Annotated in this window: 20 protein-coding genes; 13 read left to right on the top strand and 7 right to left on the bottom strand. The window is 68.7% G+C overall.

All coding sequences use genetic code 11. The annotated features are described in order from the left end of the window. The gene (locus DT074_RS06115; protein WP_119418938.1) at window positions 1-2325 is read right to left on the bottom strand and encodes a molybdopterin-dependent oxidoreductase; all 2325 of its coding nucleotides are present in this window, start codon (window positions 2323-2325) and stop codon (window positions 1-3) included. Between the two features lie 63 nt (window positions 2326-2388). Here DT074_RS06115 and DT074_RS06110 point away from each other — a divergent pair, with 63 nt between their 5' ends. Then, window positions 2389-3438: an Ldh family oxidoreductase gene (locus DT074_RS06110; protein WP_119418937.1), complete on the top strand. Its 1050-nt coding sequence runs from the start codon at window positions 2389-2391 to the stop codon at window positions 3436-3438. A gap of 19 nt (window positions 3439-3457) precedes the next feature. On the opposite strand, the gene DT074_RS06105 is transcribed toward DT074_RS06110, so the two are convergent. Next, on the bottom strand, window positions 3458-3793 hold the full coding sequence (locus DT074_RS06105; protein ID WP_119418936.1) for a GIY-YIG nuclease family protein: 336 nt from the start codon (window positions 3791-3793) through the stop codon (window positions 3458-3460). A gap of 113 nt (window positions 3794-3906) precedes the next feature. Here DT074_RS06105 and DT074_RS06100 point away from each other — a divergent pair, with 113 nt between their 5' ends. Both DT074_RS06100 and DT074_RS06095 read left to right on the top strand, forming a co-directional pair. Beyond that, window positions 3907-4491 (top strand): DUF2239 family protein, encoded by a 585-nt coding sequence (locus DT074_RS06100; protein WP_368744478.1) that lies wholly within the window; start codon window positions 3907-3909, stop codon window positions 4489-4491. Between the two features lie 101 nt (window positions 4492-4592). After that, entirely contained in the window at window positions 4593-5318 is a 726-nt protein-coding gene (locus DT074_RS06095; RefSeq protein ID WP_119418934.1) for a 2-keto-4-pentenoate hydratase, read from the top strand. A gap of 6 nt (window positions 5319-5324) precedes the next feature. On the opposite strand, the gene DT074_RS06090 is transcribed toward DT074_RS06095, so the two are convergent. The 3 genes from DT074_RS06090 to DT074_RS06080 are packed head-to-tail and all read right to left on the bottom strand — an operon-like array spanning window position 5325 to window position 9026. After that, window positions 5325-6596 (bottom strand): flavin monoamine oxidase family protein, encoded by a 1272-nt coding sequence (locus DT074_RS06090; RefSeq protein ID WP_119418933.1) that lies wholly within the window; start codon window positions 6594-6596, stop codon window positions 5325-5327. A gap of 57 nt (window positions 6597-6653) precedes the next feature. Beyond that, window positions 6654-7982 carry an adenylate/guanylate cyclase domain-containing protein gene (locus tag DT074_RS06085; RefSeq protein ID WP_119418932.1) on the bottom strand — a complete coding sequence of 443 codons (1329 nt, stop codon included), beginning with the start codon at window positions 7980-7982 and terminating at the stop codon, window positions 6654-6656. 18 nt (window positions 7983-8000) lie between these two features. Then, complete coding sequence (locus tag DT074_RS06080; protein WP_119418931.1) at window positions 8001-9026, bottom strand: C-terminal binding protein; 1026 nt, start codon at window positions 9024-9026, stop codon at window positions 8001-8003. 88 nt (window positions 9027-9114) lie between these two features. On the opposite strand from DT074_RS06080, the gene DT074_RS06075 reads away from it, so the two are divergent. The 3 genes from DT074_RS06075 to purB are packed head-to-tail and all read left to right on the top strand — an operon-like array spanning window position 9115 to window position 12594. Next, the gene (locus DT074_RS06075; protein WP_162914664.1) at window positions 9115-9984 is read left to right on the top strand and encodes a VOC family protein; all 870 of its coding nucleotides are present in this window, start codon (window positions 9115-9117) and stop codon (window positions 9982-9984) included. Beyond that, window positions 9981-11279, top strand: a complete 1299-nt coding sequence (locus tag DT074_RS06070; RefSeq protein WP_119418929.1) for an NAD(P)/FAD-dependent oxidoreductase — start codon at window positions 9981-9983, stop codon at window positions 11277-11279. The genes DT074_RS06075 and DT074_RS06070 overlap by 4 nt, the downstream gene beginning before the upstream one ends. 16 nt (window positions 11280-11295) lie before the next feature. Further along, window positions 11296-12594 (top strand): adenylosuccinate lyase, encoded by a 1299-nt coding sequence (gene purB / locus DT074_RS06065; RefSeq protein ID WP_119418928.1) that lies wholly within the window; start codon window positions 11296-11298, stop codon window positions 12592-12594. Between the two features lie 16 nt (window positions 12595-12610). Here purB and DT074_RS06060 read toward each other — a convergent pair whose 3' ends face one another. Beyond that, window positions 12611-12931 carry a DUF1476 domain-containing protein gene (locus DT074_RS06060; RefSeq protein WP_119418927.1) on the bottom strand — a complete coding sequence of 107 codons (321 nt, stop codon included), beginning with the start codon at window positions 12929-12931 and terminating at the stop codon, window positions 12611-12613. 264 nt (window positions 12932-13195) lie between these two features. Here DT074_RS06060 and purC point away from each other — a divergent pair, with 264 nt between their 5' ends. After that, window positions 13196-13960, top strand: a complete 765-nt coding sequence (gene purC, locus DT074_RS06055) for a phosphoribosylaminoimidazolesuccinocarboxamide synthase (RefSeq protein ID WP_119418926.1) — start codon at window positions 13196-13198, stop codon at window positions 13958-13960. 13 nt (window positions 13961-13973) lie between these two features. After that, complete coding sequence (gene purS / locus DT074_RS06050) at window positions 13974-14216, top strand: phosphoribosylformylglycinamidine synthase subunit PurS (protein WP_119418925.1); 243 nt, start codon at window positions 13974-13976, stop codon at window positions 14214-14216. Window positions 14217-14368: 152 nt separating this feature from the next. On the opposite strand, the gene purD is transcribed toward purS, so the two are convergent. Continuing rightward, on the bottom strand, window positions 14369-15649 hold the full coding sequence (gene purD, locus DT074_RS06045; protein ID WP_119418924.1) for a phosphoribosylamine--glycine ligase: 1281 nt from the start codon (window positions 15647-15649) through the stop codon (window positions 14369-14371). A gap of 83 nt (window positions 15650-15732) precedes the next feature. Here purD and xseA point away from each other — a divergent pair, with 83 nt between their 5' ends. The 5 genes from xseA (at window position 15733) to DT074_RS06020 (ending at window position 20524) form a co-directional block, all read left to right on the top strand. Continuing rightward, the gene (gene xseA, locus DT074_RS06040; protein WP_119418923.1) at window positions 15733-17214 is read left to right on the top strand and encodes an exodeoxyribonuclease VII large subunit; all 1482 of its coding nucleotides are present in this window, start codon (window positions 15733-15735) and stop codon (window positions 17212-17214) included. Then, on the top strand, window positions 17214-17417 hold the full coding sequence (locus DT074_RS06035) for a DUF2093 domain-containing protein (protein WP_119418922.1): 204 nt from the start codon (window positions 17214-17216) through the stop codon (window positions 17415-17417). The genes xseA and DT074_RS06035 overlap by 1 nt, the downstream gene beginning before the upstream one ends. Further along, entirely contained in the window at window positions 17414-18247 is an 834-nt protein-coding gene (locus DT074_RS06030) for a M23 family metallopeptidase (RefSeq protein WP_119418921.1), read from the top strand. Before DT074_RS06035 ends, DT074_RS06030 begins: the two co-directional genes overlap by 4 nt. Window positions 18248-18330: 83 nt before the next feature. Continuing rightward, a complete protein-coding gene (locus DT074_RS06025) occupies window positions 18331-18861 on the top strand; it encodes an SspB family protein (protein WP_368744475.1) in 531 nt (176 codons plus the stop codon). A gap of 46 nt (window positions 18862-18907) precedes the next feature. Then, complete coding sequence (locus DT074_RS06020; RefSeq protein ID WP_119418919.1) at window positions 18908-20524, top strand: fumarate hydratase; 1617 nt, start codon at window positions 18908-18910, stop codon at window positions 20522-20524. Window positions 20525-20530: the final 6 nt, after the last annotated feature.

The following is a 20530-nucleotide window of genomic DNA, read 5'->3' as shown; positions in this document are numbered from 1 at the left end:
TCAGCGCTCCACCACGTCGGGCGGATCGAAGGCGCGGACCGGCGGCAGCGGCCCGTCGAACCGTGCCACTTCCACCAGGCAACTCATCGCGCTCGGCGCCTGGCCGAGCTTGGAAGTGCCCCTGTCGCGGGTCAGCACGTTCGGATTGCCGTGCACGCAGAGCGCGTCCGGGTCGCCCGGCGTGGCCGGATCGTACCAGGCGCCGGTCGAAAGCTGGGCAATCCCTGCCGGCATCGCCGCGTCGAGCACGACACCGGCGAGGCAGGCGCCGCGATCGTTGAACACGCGGACCACGTCGCCCGCCTTGATGCCGCGCCCCGCGGCGTCGGCAGGGTTGAGGCGGATCGGTTCCCGCCCCTGCACTTTCGAGGCGCGGCTGACGGTGCCGTGGTCGTACTGGCTATGCAGCCGGGTAACCGGCTGGTTGGTCAAGAGGTGCAGCGGATATTGCTTCGCCTTGGCGGCGCCGAGCCATTCCGCCGGCTCGCGCCAGGCCGGGTGGCCCGGGCAGTCGTCATAGCCGAAGCCCGCGACAAGCTCGGAGAAGATCTCGATCCTGCCCGAGGGCGTCGGCAAGGGATTGGCGGCCGGGTCGGCGCGGAAGCCTTCGAGCAGCACGTTCGGCCGCTCCGGCGGCGGCTGGCGGAACCAGCCCTGGCGCCAGAAGCTGTCGAAATCCGGCATATCGACGCCGTCCTCGGCGGCGCGCTGGCGTGCGATGGCGAAGAGATGGCGCAGCCAGCCCTCTTCATTGCGGCCTTCGGTGAAGGCCTCGGCGAGGCCGAGCCGCTCGGCGAGGCCGGCGAAGATCGTATGGTCGTCGCGTGCCTCGCCCACCGGATCGATCGCGCGGCGCGAGGCGATCAGGTGATCGTCGCGATTGGAGGCGCCGAGATCGTTGCGCTCCAGGGTCGTGGTCGCCGGCAGCACGATGTCGGCGTGCTTCGCAAGCGGCGTCCAATAGCTCTCGTGCACCACGACCGTCTCCGGCCGCTGCAGCGCGCGCACCAGGCGGCCGAGATCCTGATGGTGGTGGAACGGATTGCCGCCGACCCAGTAGACCATGCGAATATCGGGATAGGTCCGCCGCGTGCCGTCGAAATCGTACGGCTCGCCCGGATGCAGCAGCATGTCCGAGATGCGGGCGACCGGGATCGGCTCCTTGACCGCGTTCTCGCCCATCGGCAGCGACGGCCAGCGTGCCGGGCGGATCACGTTGCCGGTGCCGTTCACCGCCGAATAGCCGAAACCGAAGCCGCCGCCGGGCAAACCGATCTGGCCGAGCATGGCAGCGAGCGCGACGGCCGCCCAATAGGGCTGCTCGCCGTGCTCAGCCCGCTGGATCGACCAGCTGAGCGCGATCATGGTGCGCGTCGCCGCCATGCGATGCGCCAGCGCGGTGATCGCCGGCGCCGGAATGCCGGTGATCGCGGCGGCCCAGTCCGGCGTCTTGGCAATCCCGTCGCTCTGGCCCGACAGGTATGTCGCGAAGCGGTCGAAGCCCGCGCAATAGCGATCGAGGAAAGCGCGGTCATGCCGGCCCTCACTCAGCAGGACGTGGCCGAGCGCCAGCAGCAGCGCCGTGTCGGTGCCGGGACGGATGAACGTCCAGTCGGCGGCCAGGAAATCCGGCGCGTCGTCGGGCAGCGGCGAGACCAGCACGAACTCGACGCCCTTCGCCTTCGCCGCCTCGAGGTGCTCGCGCACATGGTGGCGGCCGGTGCCGCCGGAGCTGACTTGCGCGTTCTTCGCCGGCAGGCCGCCCAGCATCAGCATCAGCCCGGTATTGTCGGCGATCGACGACCAGTCGGTATGGCCGTTCATGCAGCCGTCGGTCGAGCCGATGATATGCGGCAGCACCGCCTGCGCCGCGGCATAGGAATAGGACCCGACGGCGGCAGTGTGGCCGCCGAACAGATTGAGGAACCGCCGCATCTGGCTCTGCGCGTGGTGGAACCGCCCGGCCGAGGCCCAGCCGTAGGAACCGGCATAGATGGCGCGGTTGCCGTGGCTCGACTTCACCCGCTTCAGCTCGCGAGACAACAGGTCCAATGCCTCGTCCCAGGGCACGGCGACGAATGGCTCGGCGCCGCGGCTGCCGGCATCGCGGCGCGGCCCATGCTTCAGCCAGCCCTGACGGATCATCGGCCGGCGGATGCGGGTCGGCCCGTCCACGGCCTGCGGCATCGAATTGCCGAGCGGCGAGGGATCGGGATCGCCGGCGAAGGGCCGCATCTCGACCAGGCGGCCGTTGCGCACTTCCGGCTGGTAGGTGCCCCAATGGGTGGCGGCGAAGGCTTCGCCGCTCTCGAGGTCGAGGCTCATGGGGCTTCCTCCCGGCACTGAACTGCTAAGGTTTCGCATCAGCACCATAACACGACGGATTCGATGCCTCGATACGCTGCCGCCGACCTCGTTCTGTTTGCCGCTTCGCTGCTGGAAAAGTCGGGCGTCACGCGGCGCATCGCCATCACCGTGGCCGAAGTGCTGGTGGAAGGCGACCTGCTCGGCCACGACACCCACGGCCTGGCCCAGCTGCCGGCCTATCTCGACGAGTTGGCCGGCGGCAGGATGGCAAAGGGCGGCGAACCGGTCGTGCTGTCCGACCGCGGCCCGGCCGTCGCCTGGGATGGGCAGCGCCTGCCCGGCCCCTATCTTGTGCGCCAGGCGGTCGACCTCGCCTGCGAGCGCGCGCCGCTGCACGGCCTCTGCGGCATCAGCATTCGCCGCTCGCACCACATCGCCTGCCTCGCCGCCTATCTGAAGCGGGTGACCGATCGCGGCCTGGTCATGCTGCTGTTCTCCGCCGATCCCAACCAGGGATCGGTGGCGCCGTTCGGCGGCACCAGGGCGCTTTATACGCCGAACCCGATCGCCGCCGCCTGGCCGACCGATGGTGCGCCGGTGATGATCGACATTTCCGCCTCGATCACCACCAACGCCATGACGGCGCGCCGGGCACGCGAAGGCGTCCGTTTTCCGGCCCCGTGGCTGCTCGATGCGGCCGGCCATCCGACCGACGATCCGAATGCGCTGTTCACCAACCCGCCCGGCACCATCCTGCCGCTCGGCGGCATGGAAGCCGGCCACAAGGGCTACGGCCTGGCGCTGCTGGTCGAGGCGATGGCCAACGGCCTGGCCGGCCAGGGTCGCGCCCGGGCGCAGGACAAATGGGGCGCCAATGTTTTCGTGCTGGTGTTCGACCCCGAGGCATTCGGCGGCCGCGATGCCTTCACTGCGGAAGCCGGTTGGCTGGCAACGCAGATCCGCGTCAATCCACCACGCCCGGATGTCGAGGCCGTGCGGCTGCCGGGCGAGCGCGGCCTCGCCCGCCGCGCCGCGGCCCTGCGCGAGGGCGTGCCGCTGCACGCGTCGATCCTGCCGGCCCTTGCGCCATGGGCGGAGAAGCTCGGGGCTGCGCTGCCGAAATCCCACTAAAGTCCGGCGAGGGCAGCTCTCAGATCGTGTCGGCGTCGAGAGTCGTGCGCCAATGCGACGCCCGCTCCTTGAGCTGGGCATTGCGGATATAGGCGGAATCCTCCGGCTTCAAACGCTCCAGCACTTCGAAGGTGATCGCGGTGGCGCCATGCGCGTTCCAGGCGCGCTGAAGGCCGGCGCAGGGATTGCTGCCCATGCGTGCGCTGAACCAGATACGATTCTGCACCGCGTCGACATCCGGTGTCTGGCCGATCCAGATCTCGCCGGTGGCGGCGCAGCGCACCGCATAGATGCCGGCCACGGCCTTGCGCTCCTTGTAGGCAGCGATCGCCGCTTTCCTGTCCTCGCGCTGCATCTGTCTTCTCGCGCCATTCGAGCGGCGGTGCATAGCAGGGCCGAAGCGGATCGACAAGGTTTTATCCGGGTAAAATTGACGGCGCGCCGTCCCGGATGCTATCCGCTGCGTCCATGGAAGACCTTCGTTCCCTCCCCTGCACGGCCTTCGACGGCTCCCGCCGCCTCGCCGCCGGCAGCCTCGAAAAGGTCGCGCTCGCAGTGAAGTCGGCTGCCGATGGAGATGCGGCCGGGCCGCTCCTCGTTTTCGCCGACACGACCGGCCGGGTGATCGATCTCGATCTGCGCGGCAGCCCCGCCGATGTGCTGGCGCGCCTGGCGCCGCGCTGGCCGCCGACGTCCGAGGCGCGCGGTCCCGGACGGCCAAGGCTCGGCGTGATCGCCCGCGAAGTGACCCTGCTGCCGCGGCATTGGGAATGGCTGGCGGCGCAGCCCGGCGGTGCGTCGGTGGCCTTGCGCAAGCTCGTGGAAGAGGCGCGTCGCAATGGCGGCGACCGTGAGCGCATCCGCGCCGCGCAGGAAGCCGCCTACCGCTTCATGGCGGCGATGGGCGGCAACCTGCCCGGCTTCGAGGAAGCGATCCGTGCCTTGTTCGCCGGCGATCGTGCGCGGTTCAAGCAGCATGTCGCGCAATGGCCCAAGGACCTGCGCCTTCATGCGACCAGGCTCGCCTTCGGTCCGACGCGGCAGAAGCGTTAGGCCCGGCGGCTTGCCCTGCGCGGTCGCATCATGCGACGCTCGCGATCCAGAGCTAAGGAGCCGCCGCCATCGAACCGAAGCAGATTGCCGAGGCCGCCGAGTTGCTGGCGGCGGCACGGCGCACGCGAACCCGTATTGCCCTGCTGCCGGAAGCCATCCGGCCGCGTAGCGCTGCCGAGGCGCATGCCATCCAGGACGCGGTTACGGCGGCGCTGGCCCTCCCCGTCGGCGCATTCAAGGCGAGCGTGCCGGCGGACGGTTCCGCCGGCATGCGGGCGCCAATCTACGCATCTGCGATTCAAGCTTCGCCGGCGCATTTCACAGTCGCCGACGTGCCGCAATGCGGCGTCGAGGGCGAGGTCGCCTTCCGCTTCCGCCGGGATCTGCCGCACCGGCCTGCGCCTTATGCCCGCGAGGAGGTGGCCGAGGCGGTGGATGCGCTCGCCGCCATCGAGGTGGTGACCAGCCGCTATGCCGATTCCGATGCGGCGAGCCTGCTGGACAAGCTCGCCGACAATGTCAGCAACGGCGGCTTCGTCCCAGGTGCCGTGGTGACGGCCTGGCGCGGCCTCGATCTCGGCAAGCTTGCCGTAACGCTCAGTGTCAACGGCGCGCCGGTGTTGTCGCAGATCGGCGGCCATCCGACCGGCGATCCGCTCGGCATCGCCGTCGCCCTTGTCGAGATGATGCGCGAGGCGGGCGGCGTGAGAGAAGGCCAGTATGTCACGTGCGGATCGTGCACCGGGCTCCGCTACCTGAAGCCCGGCGATCGTTGCCGCGTGGATTTTGCCGGGCTCGGCACCGCAGAGGTGAGCTTCGTTCCCTGAGCCGCACTATCGCGCAGCCGGGGGCAGCCCGCTCATTGCCGCTGACGCCGCGGCGACGCCGCTCTCGAAGGCGCCGTGCGCGGTGCCGAACTTGAGGGTCGAGCAGGCCTCGCCGGCGAAGAACAGCCGCGCGTCGACGGGCGCCGCCAGCGCGGCGCGTTCGTCGGCCGCACCGGGTTTCGCATAGGAATAGCCGCCGCCGATATGCGGCGCCGACGCCCAGGCCGAAATCGCCGCAACCGAGAGCCGGTCGCGGATCTCGGAGCCCAGTGTTCGCGCCAACTCGTCGCGGGCAAAAGCGAGCCACGCCTCCCCACCCGCCCGCTCCAGGTCGCGCGCAAGCTGACCGCCGAAATAGCCTTCGATGATCGGCCGGCCGAACGGGCGGATCAGATAGGAGCCGGTGGCCGACCGATCCTGCGCACCCATCGCGCGGGTATCGGCCGGCAGGTCGTCGGCATCCCGCACATGCAGGAAGACCTTGTTGTTGACGCCGAGCGGCAGCCGGCTCGCCGCCTCGATCTTGCGTGGCAGCGGCGGATCGAAGCGGATTGCCTCGCGCGCCAGGACGCTGGTCGACACGGTGACGATGACGGCGCGCGCCCTCAGGCGACCGCGCCCGGTCTCGACCTCGATGCGATCGCGGTTACGATGGTCGATGGCGGTGACGGCCGTCTCGAGCGCGACGGGAGCAGGCGCGGCATAGCGCGCGACCAGCGTTCCATAGCCTTCGCGCACCCGCCAATCGGGGCCGGGGCCGGGATCGTAGCGACCGAGATCGACGATCGAAGCCTCGCCGAGCTCGACCCCGTTGATATAGGTGCCGAGGGCGCCGATGCGGCCGTTCCACGGATTGCCGGCCTCAAGCAGATCGGAGAGCGGCGCGTCGGGCTGCGTCGCGTCCCAATTGTCGGCGCGGGCGTAAAAGGCATCGATGGCCCGGCGGGCGGCGCGCTCCGCCTCGCGGTCGAACTCCAGGCGGCGGCCGCCATCGCTCCACGGCGCGGGCGTGCGGTCGACGGTCAGGCCAAGCTCGCCCGCGATGCGCGTCCACTCATTGCCGCGCGCGCCATGCAGCCAGCCGCATCCGAGATCGACGGCCGCCCCGGCGAGCTGATTCGGAATGACCGACCAGGCCCGCCCGCCGACGCGGTCCGATGCTTCCAGCAGGATGACGGACAGATCTGGGCGTGCCGCCTGCACTTGCCGCGCCGCGGCGATGCCGGCCGCGCCCGCGCCGACGATCGCAAGGTCGTAGTCGCCATTGGCCCGCGGCACGCGTGGGGGCGTTGGCCGGGCATCCTGCAAACTCGCGGGGCGGTCGATGCCCACCGGCTATCCACCACCGGCCAGGGAGTAGATCTGCCAGCTTCCGTCGACCCCCTTCAGCGCATGCTGTCCGCGATCGACGAAGTCAAACAGGGCGCCGACGACAAGGTCGGTGACTACCCGCGACACCATCGTTTCGCCAGCGCCCGCGAGAGCCAGAATACGGGCCGCAATATGCACGGCGATGCCGCCGACCTCGTCGCCGCGCAACTCGATCTCGCCCGTATGCAGCGCCACACGGATCGCCAGATCCAGTGCGGACAGCTCCCGGTGCAGATCACGTGCGCATGAGATCGCGCGGCCGGGCCCATCGAAGACGGCCAGGATGCCGTCACCGGTATTGTGAACGCGCCGGCCGCGATAACGCTCCATGCAGCGTGCGACCACCTGGTCGTGACGCGCTCGCAAGGCAAGCCAATCTCTGTCGCCCAGCCGCGTTGCGCGCGCCGTTGAATCGACGATATCGGTGAACATGACGGTCGCCAGAACGCGATCCGGTTCCAGCGCCGTGGCATCCGCCGCGACGAAGCGGGCAACCGCCTTGATGATCGGCTCGGCGTCGCCATCGATGGGGAGATGCTCGCCGCTCGGCAATTCGAGATACTCCGCGCCGGGAATGTGACGGGCGAGATAGCGCCCATTGTCGACCGGCACGGCGGCATCCGTGGCCCGATGGATCACCAAGGTCGGTACGCGAATGCTGGGCAGGATTGCGCGCACGTCGATATTGGCATTGGCCTTGAGACTACGTTGATAGTCTCCCGGGCTCAGCGCTTCCCGCTCCAGTCGAGCCCAGTAGGTAAACCCGTTCGGCTCCCGTTCCAGCGATGGCGCGAAGCTCTTCAGCGATCCGCCGGTCCCCCAGTACTTCACGGAGCGCAGCATCGCGTCGTGCGACCACATGTATGGATAGTCCGGCGCCGCACAGAAGCGAGCCATGCTGCCGTACAGGATGAGGCCGCGCACCCGGTCCGGAAAGCTTGCCGCATAGAGCATGGCAAGGGCGCCGCCCTCCGAAAAGCCGAGTACATAGGGATGATCGGCGCCGGCCATCCGGACGACCGCGTGAATGTCATCCAGCCTTTCCTCCGGCGAAGGATGGATGCCGATCCGATCGGAGAGGCCCTGGCCGCGCTTGTCGAAGGTAACCAGCCTGGTGAAGGACCCGAGCCGATCGAGGAACTGCGCCCAGGTGGGCCACTCATTGGCGACTTCAAGATGCGAGATCAACCCGGGCACGAAAAGCAGATGCGGGCCGTGTTGGCCGCGCTGCTGGCAGGCGATCGCAGTGTCGCCGGTCCAGGTGTACTCCGTCCTCGGTAGCGATGGCGGCATATCCCCTCTCCGTCCGGCTCAGCCGTTCCGCTTGAGCCACGGCAGGTTGACGCAATTCTGCAGCACCCCGTCGCGCAGATAGCGCATCGCCGTCTCCATGGAGAGGCGTCGCATGTCGGCGAAGGCATCGGCGCTGTAGAAGGCGGCATGCGGTGCCAGGATCAGCCGGCCGCGGATCCACGGCTCGTCGCGGCGCCACGCGGCGATCAGCGGGTCATCCGCCTGAGGCGGCTCGACAGGAAGGACATCCAGGCCGACGCCGGCAAGCTTGCCCTGGCGCAGTGCCTTCTCGATCGCGCGAAGATCGCAGATCGGCCCGCGCGCCGTGTTGATCAGCAGCGCGCCCGGCTGCATCGCCGCGATCGCCGCCTCGCCGATCAGGCCCCTCGTCTCCTCGGTCAGCGGGCAATGCACCGTCACCGCGTCTGACGTCGCCAGCAGTTCGTCCAGCGAGCGGTAGCGGCGGAAGCCGAGGGCGAGCTCGGTGCCGTTCGGCAGGTGCGGGTCGTAGAACGCGACATCCATGCCGAAGGCCCGCCCGCGCAGGGCCGCCGCGGTGCCGATCCGGCCCAGGCCGACCACGCCGAGCGTCGCGCCGCGCAGACGCCGGACACCCGGCACGGCGCGGTTCCAGTGCCAGTTGCCGACCGGGTCCTGGCGCAGCGCCTCGTTGTAGCCGACCACGCCGCGGGCGAAGGCGAGCAGCATGGCAAGCGCCATGTCGGCGACATCGGTGGTGCCGTAATCCGGCGTATTGCAGACGGGAATGCCGCGGCGGCCGAAGGCCTGAACGTCGATCTTGTCGTAGCCGACGCCGCAGCGGACCACGATGCGGCACCTGCCGGCCCTGGCCGCCACGGCATCGGTCGCCAGCACCGTGTTGTAGAACATGATGGCATCCGCCGAGGCCCAGACGGCATCCGGGATCTCCTCGGCCGACTTGCCATCGTGGATCATCAGCTCGGCATCGGCGCCGGCCACCGCCCGCTCGATATCCGGCTCGTTCTCGAACCGGGCGTCCGGAAACAGAATGCGCAGCGCCATACGGGATTTCCTCCCCCTCGCGACTAGGCCATCCGCAGGCCGATGCTATCATGCGGGCATTCGTTCGGGGCCGGGGAGCAGAAACGCCATGCCATCGCAGAGTATCGGGCCGATCACCGGCATCGACCATGTCGTCATCCTGGTGCGCGACCTCGACCAGGCCGCCGAGCGCTACCGCAAGCTCGGCTTCGCGCTGACGCCGCGCGGCACGCACAGCCCGCATATGGGCACCGGCAATTACTGCATCATGTTCCAGACCGACTATATGGAGCTGCTCGGCGTGCTGCAGCCGACCGAGAACAACGCCACCTGGCGCCAGCGCCTCGGCCAGGGCGAGGGGCTGAAATCGGTGGCGCTGGCGAGTGAGGATGCCGGCGCGGCGCAGCAGCATTTCCAGGCCTGCGGCTATGCCGCCACGGCGCCGCTCGAATTCGGCCGGCCGGTCGACACGCCGCAAGGCAGCCGCGACGCGAAGTTCAAGGTCGTGCGCGTGCCGGAGGACGCCGTGCCGGCCTTCGCCGTCTTCGTCTGCCAGCACTTCACCCGCGAGCTGGTCTGGCTGCCGGAGTACCAGCGGCATCCGAACACGGTGACCGGCATCGCCGCATTGGTGGTGACGACGCCGAACCCGGCCACCACTTCGGCGCCCTATGCGCGCATTTTCGGGGCGGAGCCGAAGATGGACCAGTGGGGCGACATCACCGTCGATGCCGGCAAGGGCCGCCAGGTGCGCTTCATCTCGCCGGATCGCGCGCGGGTGATCTACGACGGCGCCCTGGCGCCGCAGGGCGAGACCTACGTCGCAGCGGTGGAGCTTTGGGTCGAAGGCACCGGCCGCACCGCCGCGGTGCTGGCGCAGAACGGGATGCTGCACGACCGTCCTGCCGACGGCCGCGTGCGGGTGCGGGCCGAACATGCCGCCGGGGTTGTCTTCGACTTTGTGGAGACGAAGCGGTGAGCGAGGCCGCCCACGCGCCCTCGCTCTGGGCCGCCACCGCTGTACCGCCGCCGGAGACCGGACCGCTGAAAGGCGAGCGCGACGCCGATTGCGTGGTGATCGGCGGCGGCTATACCGGCCTGTCGACGGCGCTGCACCTCGCCGAGGTCGGCAGCCAGGCCGTCGTGCTGGAAGCGACCGAGATCGGCTGGGGCGCCTCGGGCCGCAACAACGGACAGGTGATCCCGACGCTCTCGCGCGCCGATCCGGGCGACCTGGTGAAGCGTTTCGGCAAGGCGAAGGGCGAGGCCTTCGCCGGCGTGGTGCGGGATTCTGCGAGCCTCGTCTTCGATCTGATCCGCAAGCACGGCATCGACTGCGAAGCTGTGCAGAACGGCTGGATCCAGCCGGTGCATACGCCCGGCCGGCTTGGCCTGGCGAAGCGCCGGGTCGAGCAATGGGCGGCGCTCGGCGCGCCGGTCGAGCTATTGGACAAGCCCCGGCTCGACCGGATGCTCGGCTCTGACTACTGGCATGGCGGCTGGACCAACCGGACCGGCGGGCACATCAACCCGCTCGGCTATGCGCGCGGCCTCGCCCGCGCGGCGATCACAGCCGGCGCCGCCGTGCATACGCGATCGCCGGCCACGCGGCTCGAGCGGCGCGGCGATGCCTGGCGCGTCGAGACGCCGCACGGCGCCGTGACGGCGCCGAAGATCGTGATCGCCACCGGCACCTATTCCGACGACCTATGGCCCGGCCTGAAGCAGACCGTGGTGCCGATCCGCTCCTACCAGATGGCGACCACGCCGATTTCCGACAACGTGCGGAAGTCGATCGTGCCGGGCAACCAGGCGGTCTCCGACACGCATGGCGATCTCTACTTCTTTCGCTGGGACGCGCAGGGACGGCTGGTTTCCGGCGGGGCGCTGCTGGTGCAGATCGCCGACGATGCACGGGTGAAGCGGCGCATCGCGGTCCGGCTGCAACGTTTGTTTCCGCAGCTCGGCGAGGTGAAGTTCGACTACGTGTGGAACGGCTATGTCGGCGCCACGCAGGACAAGATCCCGCACCTGCACGAGCTGGCGCCGGGCGTCATCGGCTGGCTCGGCTGCAACGGCCGCGGCGTCGCCTTCGCCACCATCATGGGCCGGCTGCTGGCCGAGGCGGTGCAAGGCCGGCCGGTTGCCGACCTGCCGGTGCCCGCGACCCCGCTCGAGCCCATCGCCGGCCATGGCGTGGTGCGGCATCTCGCCCGCGGAATGCTCTTGCTTTACCGCTGGAACGACGCGAAAGAGTGGCGGGCCCCCGCCTGAAGGACCTGTTGAGCCAATGATCCCCCGCTACACCCGCCCCGAAATGGCCCGGATCTGGGAGCCGGAGAACCGGTTCCGCATCTGGCTGGAGATCGAGGCGCATGCCTGCGATGCCCAGGCCGAGCTCGGCGTCATCCCGAAGGCAGCGGCGAAGGCGGTCTGGGAACGCGGCAAATTCGAGGTCGAGCGCATCGACGCGATCGAGAGCGAGATCAAGCACGACGTTCTCGCCTTCCTGACCAACCTTGCCGAGCATGTCGGGCCGGAGGCGCGCTTCGTGCACCAGGGCATGACGTCCTCCGACGTGCTCGATACCTGCCTCGCGGTGCAGCTGAGCCAGGCGGCCGACATCCTGCTCAAGGACATCGACCTCGTGCTCGCCGCGCTGAAGAAGCGCGCCTTCGAGCACAAGCTGACCGTCTGCGTCGGCCGCAGCCACGGCATCCATGCCGAGCCGGTCACCTTCGGCCTGAAGATGGCAGAGGCCTATGCCGAGTTCGACCGCGGGAAGAGGCGACTGCAGGCGGCGCGCGAGGAGATCGCGACCTGCGCCATCTCCGGCGCGGTCGGCACCTTCGCGCATATCGACCCGCGCGTGGAGGAGCACGTCGCGAAGAAGCTCGGTCTGAAGCCGGAACCGGTCTCGACCCAGATCATCCCGCGCGACCGGCATGCGATGTTCTTCGCCACCTTGGGCGTGATCGCCTCCTCGATCGAGCGGCTCGCCACCGAATTCCGCCATCTGCAGCGCACCGAGGTGCTGGAAGCAGAGGAATATTTCTCGCCCGGTCAGAAGGGCTCCTCGGCGATGCCGCACAAGCGCAACCCGGTGCTGACCGAGAACCTGACCGGGCTCGCGCGGCTGATCCGCTCCGCAGTGACGCCGGCGCTGGAGAACGTGGCGCTCTGGCACGAGCGCGACATCTCGCATTCCTCGGTCGAGCGCGGCATCGGCCCCGACGCGACCATCCATCTCGATTTCGCTCTGGTGCGCCTCGCCTCCGTGGTCGACAAGCTGGTGGTCTATCCGGAGAACATGCGGCGCAACCTCGACCGCCTCGGCGGCCTAGTGCATTCGCAGCGCGTGCTGCTGGCGCTGACGCAAGGCGGCATCAGCCGCGAGGACGCCTATCGCATCGTGCAGACCCATGCGATGAAGGTCTGGCGCGGCGAGGGTGATTTTCTGGGCTTCCTGAAGGCCGATCCGGAGGTCACGAAATCGGTGCCAATCAAGGAGTTAGAAGCCTCCTTCGATCTCGGCTATCACCTCAAGCATGTGGACACGATCTTCCGTCGGGTGTTTGGCGCCGCCTGAGGCGGCGCCCCGCGCCTCACTGCCCGACGATCTGCTTGCGGGCGTCCTCGCGCAGCGCCGCCATCTTGGCCCTGAGTTCCTTCTCGGTGACGGTGACGTGGCGCGCCTTGAGATCGGCCGCGACCTTCTCGTACACGTCCTCTTCGCCGGCCTTCTCGAAATCGCTGGCGACCACGGCCTTCGCGTAGGCCTCGGCCGCATCGCCGGTCATGCCCATTCTCTCCGCCGCCCACAGGCCGAGCAGCTTGTTGCGCCGGGCTTCCATCTTGAACTTGGTCTCTTCGTCGAGGGCGTATTTCGCCTCTTCCGCAACCTCGCGATCCTTGAATGACGTCATACGCTTAGGCTCCTGCTCCCATGCCACGGCCGGTGCCGGCCGCCCGGTTCCCGGGTTCTATGTAGGGTGTCCGGGACGATTTGTCAGGCCGGATCGCTGCGCAAAACCGCCACAGCGGCCTGCATTCCATTGTACCGCCCTTGGCAGTTCGGGTATGGTCCGCCCGACCGGACGCCTCGGGCCTGCCCGACGGCGTCCGAACGCATTCAGGGCACCGAATCGAACGAATCGACGCGGCGCCCGCAGAGGTTCGAGAGGAAGGCCATGAGCCGCCGCCGCCAGATCTACGAGGGCAAGGCCAAGATCCTGTTCGAAGGGCCGGAGCCCGGCACGCTCGTCCAGTACTTCAAGGACGATGCCACCGCGTTCAACAACAAGAAGAAGGGCACCATCGTCGGCAAGGGCGTGCTGAACAACCGCATCTCGGAATATCTGATGATGCGGCTGAACGAGATGGGCGTGCCGACGCATTTCGTCCGCCGGCTCAACATGCGCGAGCAGCTGATCAAGGAGCTGGAGATCATCCCGATCGAGGTGGTGGTGCGCAACGTCGCCGCCGGTTCGCTCGCCCAGCGCCTCGGCCTGAAGGAGGGCACCAACCTGCCCCGCTCGATCGTCGAGTTCTATTACAAGTCGGACGAGCTGAACGACCCGATGGTGTCGGAGGAGCACATCACCTGTTTCGGCTGGGCGACGCCGCAAGAGATCGACGAGATGATGGCGCTCGGCCTCAGGGTGAACGATTTCCTGTCCGGCCTGTTCCTCGGCATCGGCATCCGGCTGGTCGACTTCAAGCTCGAATTCGGCCGCCACTGGCAGAACGAGGAGATGCGCATCCTGCTCGCCGACGAGATCAGCCCGGACAATTGCCGGCTGTGGGACCTGCAGACCAACGAGAAGATGGACAAGGATCGCTTCCGCCGCGATCTCGGCAATGTCGCCGAGGCCTATCAGGAAGTGGCCCGCCGCCTCGGCATCCTGCCCGAGGGCGGGCCTCGTGACCTCAAAGGCCCTGCGGTGATGCAGTGACTGGGGTGATGCGATGAAGGCGAAAGTGCACGTTGCCCTGAAGTCAGGGGTGCTCGATCCCCAGGGCAAGGCGATCAATCACGCGCTGCACACCTTGGGCTTCCCGGCGGTGCGCGACGTGCGCCAGGGCAAGCTGATCGAGCTCGAGATCGACGAGAAGGACCCGGCCAAGGCGCGCGCCGCCATCGAGGAGATGTGCCGGAAACTGCTCGCCAACCCGGTGATGGAAACCTACCGCATCGAGCTGGTGGAGTAGCGTCGAGCGGCGGTGGGACCGCCCTCACCCTTCGAGATGCCGGCTGCGCCGGCCCTCAGGATGAGGGCTACTGCAACATTTCAGTCGAGCACCTCATCCTGAGGGGCGCTCGAAGAGCGCGTCTCGAAGGGTGAGGTGCTTACAGCACCACCCTACTTCCGCTTCTCCCGTTCGATCGCGCGCCAGCCGATATCGCGGCGGCAGAAGCCCTGCGGCCAATCGATCAGGTCGACCGCCTGGTAGGCGCGGGCCTGGGCGGCAGCGACTGTCGTCCCCGTGGCGGTGACCCCGAGCACGCGCCCGCCATTGGCGAGCATGCGGTTGCCGTCCTTCTTCGTACCGGCATGGAACACGGTGACGCCGGGCTGCGCCCCGGCGCGGTCGAGGCCGCGGATCTCGGTGCCCCTGAGCGGCTCGCCCGGATAGCCGTCCGCCGCCATCACCACGCAGACCGCCGCATCGTTGCGCCAGCGCAGGTCGAAATGGTCGAGCACGCCGTCGGCGGTGGCGATCAGGGCCGGCAGCAGGTCGCTCTGCAGGCGGGCCATCAGCACCTGGCATTCCGGATCGCCGAACCGGCAGTTGAACTCGTAGATCTTCGGCCCGTCGGGCGTCAGCATGATGCCAGCATAGAGCACCCCCTGGAACGGGCGACCCTCCGCCGCCATGCCGGCGACCACCGGACGGATCAACCGCTCCATGATCTCGCGCTCCAGCGCCGCGTCGACCGCGGGCGAGGGCGAATAGGTGCCCATGCCGCCGGTATTCGGGCCGCGGTCACCGTCATGCACGCGCTTGTGGTCCTGCGCTGTGGCGAGCGGCAGACAATTCCGGCCGTCGACCAGGACGTGGAAGCTGAGCTCCTCGCCGGGCAGGAACTCCTCGATGACCAGCTTCGCGCTGGACGCGCCGAACTGGCCGGCCAGCATCTCGCGCGCCGCGGCGACCGCCTCCTCCACCGTCGCCGCCACGACAACGCCCTTGCCGGCGGCGAGGCCATCGGCCTTCACCACAATCGGCGCGCCGCGCGAACGGATGAAGGCTTCGGCCGCGCCGATCTCAGTAAACTCGCCATAGGCTGCCGTCGGCACGCCATGGCGGGTGCAGAGGTCCTTCATGAAGGCCTTGGAGCCCTCGATCATCGCGGCCTGCCGGCTCGGCCCGAACACCTTGATGCCGGCCGCTGCGACCTTGTCGGCCAGGCCGGCCACCAGCGGCACCTCGGGACCGACGACGACGAGGTCGATCGCCTTCTCGCGCGCAAAGCCGACGATACTGTCCAGGTCCTCGCCCTTGATGTCGATGCAGGTCGCAACCTCGGCGATACCGCCATTGCCCGGGGCGCAGTAGAGTTGTTCGAGCAACGGCGAAGCCGAAATCGCCCAGCAGAGCGCGTGCTCCCGACCGCCCGAGCCGACGACCAGTACCTTCACGGCAGAACCTTCATGCCAACCTTCGGATTTCTCGAATCGCCGGCCCCTTGTAACATGCACCGCTCGCCACGCAACGCCGCCCGATGAGCAACGCCCCTGCCCCCGGCAACTTGCCGGAACTGACCGTTTCCGAGCTGTCGCAGCGCCTCCGCCGCACGGTGGAGGACACGTTCGGCCTGGTGCGTGTGCGCGGCGAGATCTCCGGCTTCAAGCGCGCCGCCTCCGGCCACATGTACCTGACCCTGAAGGACGCGGACGCGAATCTCGACGCGGTGCTGTGGCGCGGCTCGGCGCAGAAGCTATCGTTCAAGCCGGAAGATGGGCTGGAGGTCGTCTGCACCGGCCGCATCACCACCTATCCTGCCCGCTCCCGCTACCAGATGGTGGTGGAGCGGATGGAGCCGGCGGGTGTCGGCGCGCTGATGGCGCTGCTCGAGCAGCGCAAGAAGAAGCTGGCCGCCGAAGGCCTGTTCGATGCCGAGCGCAAGCGGCCCCTGCCCCACATCCCGAACGTGATCGGCATCGTCACCTCGCCGACCGGCGCGGTGATCCGCGACATCCTGCACCGGCTGCGCGACCGCTTCCCGCGCCGGGTGCTGCTCTGGCCGGTTCTGGTTCAGGGCGAAGGCGCGGCCGAACAGGTGGCGGCGGCGATCCGCGGCTTCAACGCCCTGCCGGAAGGCGGCCCGATCCCCCGCCCGGATCTGCTGATCGTGGCGCGCGGCGGCGGCTCGATCGAGGATCTCTGGGCTTTCAACGAGGAATCGGTGGTGCGGGCCGCCGCCGCCTCGGCGATCCCGCTGATCTCCGCCGTCGGGCACGAGACCGACACGACCCTGATCGACTTCGCTTCCGACCGGCGGGCGCCGACACCGACCGCCGCGGCCGAGATGGCGGTGCCGGTGCGGGCCGAGCTCGTCGTCGAAGTGATGGACCTGCATCGCCGGCTGGTCGAATGCACGCAGCGCGTTCTGGACATCCGGCGCGAGCGCGTGGCGGCACTCGGCCGCGGCCTCGGCGATCCGCGCCGGCTGATCCAGGCGGCGGCGCAGCGCATCGACGACGCGGCCGAGCACCTGCGCCGGGCGCTGCTCGTGCTGCTCAAGGAACGCCGCCTGCATCTGGCCGAGACCGCGGCGCCCGGCCGCATCGAGCGCGCCCTGGCGGCGCTGACCCGCCAGAAGAGCGAGCGCCTCGCCGGGCTGGGGCAGCGCCTCAGGGCAGAGCCCATGCGTCTCGAAATCGTCCGCGGCCGGCGCGATCTCGGCCGCTGCTTCGATGCGCTGCGGATTGCTGCGCGCCGCGTCGTGACGGAGCGCAACCAGCAGCTCGTCGCCTGCGCCAAGCTGCTGGAGAGCCTCTCCTACCGCTCCGTGCTCGCGCGCGGCTTTGCGCTTGCCCGTACCGCCGAGGGCGCGGCGCTGGCCAGCGCCGGCAGCGCTCGCACGGCGGGCCATTTCGTGGTGGAATTCGCCGATGGCGGCGTCGGCGTGCAGGTCGAGGAGACGGCCACCCGGCGGACCGGACGTGCGCCGCCGAAGCCGGAACAAGGAAAGCTGCTCTGATGTTTGCGCCCGGACAGCGTGAGGCCAAGGTCCGCTATCGCGATGGCCGGTTCGACATCGTCGTGCCCGGCGAATACGTGGTCTGCAAGGTGACGCGCGAGCGCATCCCGCTCGACCAGCTGCGCTATTGGAGCGTCGACCGCCAGGAGCCCTATCTCGACGCGGTCGCCGCCCTGCGCGGCATGCGCGAAGGCGGCGCTTGAAGCGCTTCCTGGTCTTGCTGCTGTGGGTCGCTGCCGTAGCGACGGCACGGGCCGAGCCGGTGCTGCTCAAGGGAGAGCCTATCCAGGGCGGGCTGATCGTCGGCCAGGTGCCGGCCGGCTCCAAGGCCGCGCTCGATGGCCGCGCCCTGCGGGTCGGCGCTGACGGCCGGTTCCTGTTCGGCTTCGCGCGCGACCAGAAGCCCGAAGCGACGCTCGTGGTCACGCTGCCCGACGGCGTGCGCGAAACCCGCCGCCTGGAAGTCGCCAGGCGCGACTACCAGATCCAGCGCATCGACGGCCTGCCGCCGTCGCAGGTGACGCCAAGCCCGGAGGAGCTGGAGCGAATCAAGCGTGAGGTGGCGAAGGTCAGGGCGGCGAAGGCGACCGACAGCGCCGTTCCCTGGTTCGCCGAGACCTTCGCCTGGCCGGCCCAGGGCATCATTAGCGGCGTCTATGGCAGCCAGCGCATCCTGAACGGTGAGCCGCGCGCGCCGCATTACGGTGTCGATGTCGCGGCGCCGACCGGTACCCCCGTGCTGGCGCCGATCCGCGCGCGCGTCGTCCTGGCGGAGCCGGATCTTTTCTTTACCGGCGGCACGATTATCCTCGATCATGGCCACGGGCTGACTACGACCTATGCGCACCTTTCCGCTGTCGAGGTGGCCCTCGGCGAGGAAGTGCGGCAGGGCCAGCGGATCGGGCGGATCGGCGCCACCGGGCGGGTGACCGGACCGCACCTGCATTGGGGCATGGACTGGTTCGATCGACCGCTGGATCCGGCACGGATGGTCGGCCCGATGCCGGCACCGGCGAAGCCGGCCCCCGGATAGCATCGTGCCGCAGGTTGGTGCATAGTCGGACGACGGGGGAAAAGTGGAGTGAATGGGCAGACGTCGGGATGGCCGCAGATCAGATGAACTACAACTTGATGGTAGAAGACGCGCTACGCGGCGTGGTGCGCGCGGCCCTGCGCCATGTCGAGGCGCACGGGCTTCCCGGTAACCATCATTTCTACATCTCCTTCCGCACCCAGGCGCCCGGCGTCGAGATCCCGTCCTTCCTCATCGAGCGTTATCCGGAGGAGATGACGATCGTCCTGCAGCACCAGTTCTGGGGCCTGGAAATCGAGGAAGCGCGCTTCTGCGTCACGCTGTCGTTCAACAAGAGCCAGCAGAAGCTGACCATCCCGTTTTCCGCCGTCACCGCCTTTGCCGATCCGAGCGTGCAGTTCGGCCTGCAGTTCAAGGCGACAGTGCCGGCGGTGGCGCCGCAGGCGAAGCCGCCGGAGCCGGTACGCGGCGTCACCACGCCGGAGCCGTTCCGCTCGCCCGAGCGCGGCGCGCAGGACCGGCCGGCGTCGAACGGCGCGGACAAGGAAGGCGAGCAGCCGGCCGAGCGCAAGGGCGCCGAAGTGGTGACGCTCGACGCTTTCCGCAAGAAGTGATCCAGACCCTCTTCTCTCCGTTGAACTGATTCCAGGGAGCGCCCCCATGGCGGTCGAGTTCCGCTATCAAGAGCTGTTTCCGCACGGCCACGACGAGACGCCCTATCGCAAGCTCGACGGCGGCCACGTGCAAGTCGTCAAGGCCGGCTCGCGCGAGGTGGTGGAGGTCGCCGGCGCCGGCATCACCGAGCTGACCCGCGCCGCCATGCGCGACATCCAGCACCTGTTCCGTCCCGGCCACCTGGCGCAGCTGCGCAAGGTCCTGGACGATCCGGAGGCCTCGGCGAACGACCGCTTCGTCGCGCTGGAGATGCTGAAGAACGCCAATGTCTCCGCCGGCATGGTGCTGCCGTCCTGCCAGGATACCGGCACCGCCATCGTCATCGGCAAGAAGGGCCAGCAGGTCTGGACCGATGGCGACGACGAGGAGGCGATCAGCCGCGGCGTCTTCCGCACCTATACCGAGACCAACCTGCGCTATTCGCAGCTGGCGCCGATCGGCATGTTCCAGGAGAAGAACACCGGATCCAACCTGCCGGCGCAGATCGACCTCTATGCCACCACCGGCGACGAGTACCGGTTCCTGTTCATCGCCAAGGGCGGCGGCTCCGCCAACAAGAGCTTCCTGTTCCAGGAGACGCCGGCGGCGCTCCGCGGCGACAAGCTGCTGGAGCTGCTCGATGCCAAGATCAAGACGCTCGGCACCGCGGCCTGCCCGCCCTATCACCTTGCCATCGTGATCGGCGGCCTCTCCGCCGAGCTGAACCTGAAGACGGTCAAGCTCGCCTCGACGCGCTATCTCGACGACCTGCCGACCACGGGCAGCGAGACCGGTCATGCCTTCCGCGACCTGGAAATGGAAGCGAAGGTGCACAAGCTGACCCAGGCGAGCGGCATCGGCGCCCAGTTCGGCGGCAAGTATTTCTGCCATGACGTGCGCGTCATCCGCCTGCCGCGCCACGGCGCCAGCCTGCCGATCGGCATCGGCGTCTCCTGCTCCGCCGACCGCCAGGCTCTCGGCAAGATCACCCGCGAAGGCATCTTCCTCGAGCAGCTGGAGACCGATCCGGCGAAGTACCTGCCCGAGACGACCGAGGCGACCCTGCCGGGCGGTGTGGTCAAGGTGGATCTCAACCAGCCGATGAGCGAGATCCGCAAGCAGCTCTCGGGATATCCGATCAAGACACGCCTTTCGCTCTCCGGCACCCTGATCGTCGCACGCGACCTCGCGCATGCGAAGTTCGCGGAGCGCGTCGAGAAGGGCCAGGGCCTGCCGGACTATGTGAAGAACCACGCGATCTACTATGCCGGCCCCGCCAAGACGCCGGCTGGCTATGCCTCGGGCTCGTTCGGCCCCACCACGGCGGGACGCATGGATTCCTACGTCGGCCTGCTGATGGAGAATGGCGGCGGCTTCATCAGCCTCGCCAAGGGCAACCGCTCCAAGCAGGTGACGGAGGCCTGCAAGAAGCACGGCGGCTTCTATCTCGGCTCGATTGGCGGTCCGGCGGCGATCCTGGCCAAGAACTGCATCAAGCAGGTCGAGCAGCTGGAATATCCCGAGCTCGGCATGGAGGCGGTCTGGCGCATCCGCGTCGAGGACTTCCCCGCCTTCATCGTGGTGGACGACAAGGGCAACGACTTCTTCAGCGGGCTGCTCTAGCCGCCG

The organism is Desertibaculum subflavum (genome assembly GCA_003576705.1).
Classification (GTDB): domain Bacteria; phylum Pseudomonadota; class Alphaproteobacteria; order Ferrovibrionales; family Ferrovibrionaceae; genus Desertibaculum; species Desertibaculum subflavum.
Note: the sequence above shows the minus strand (reverse complement) of the source record. Positions and strands in the feature narration are given on the sequence as shown.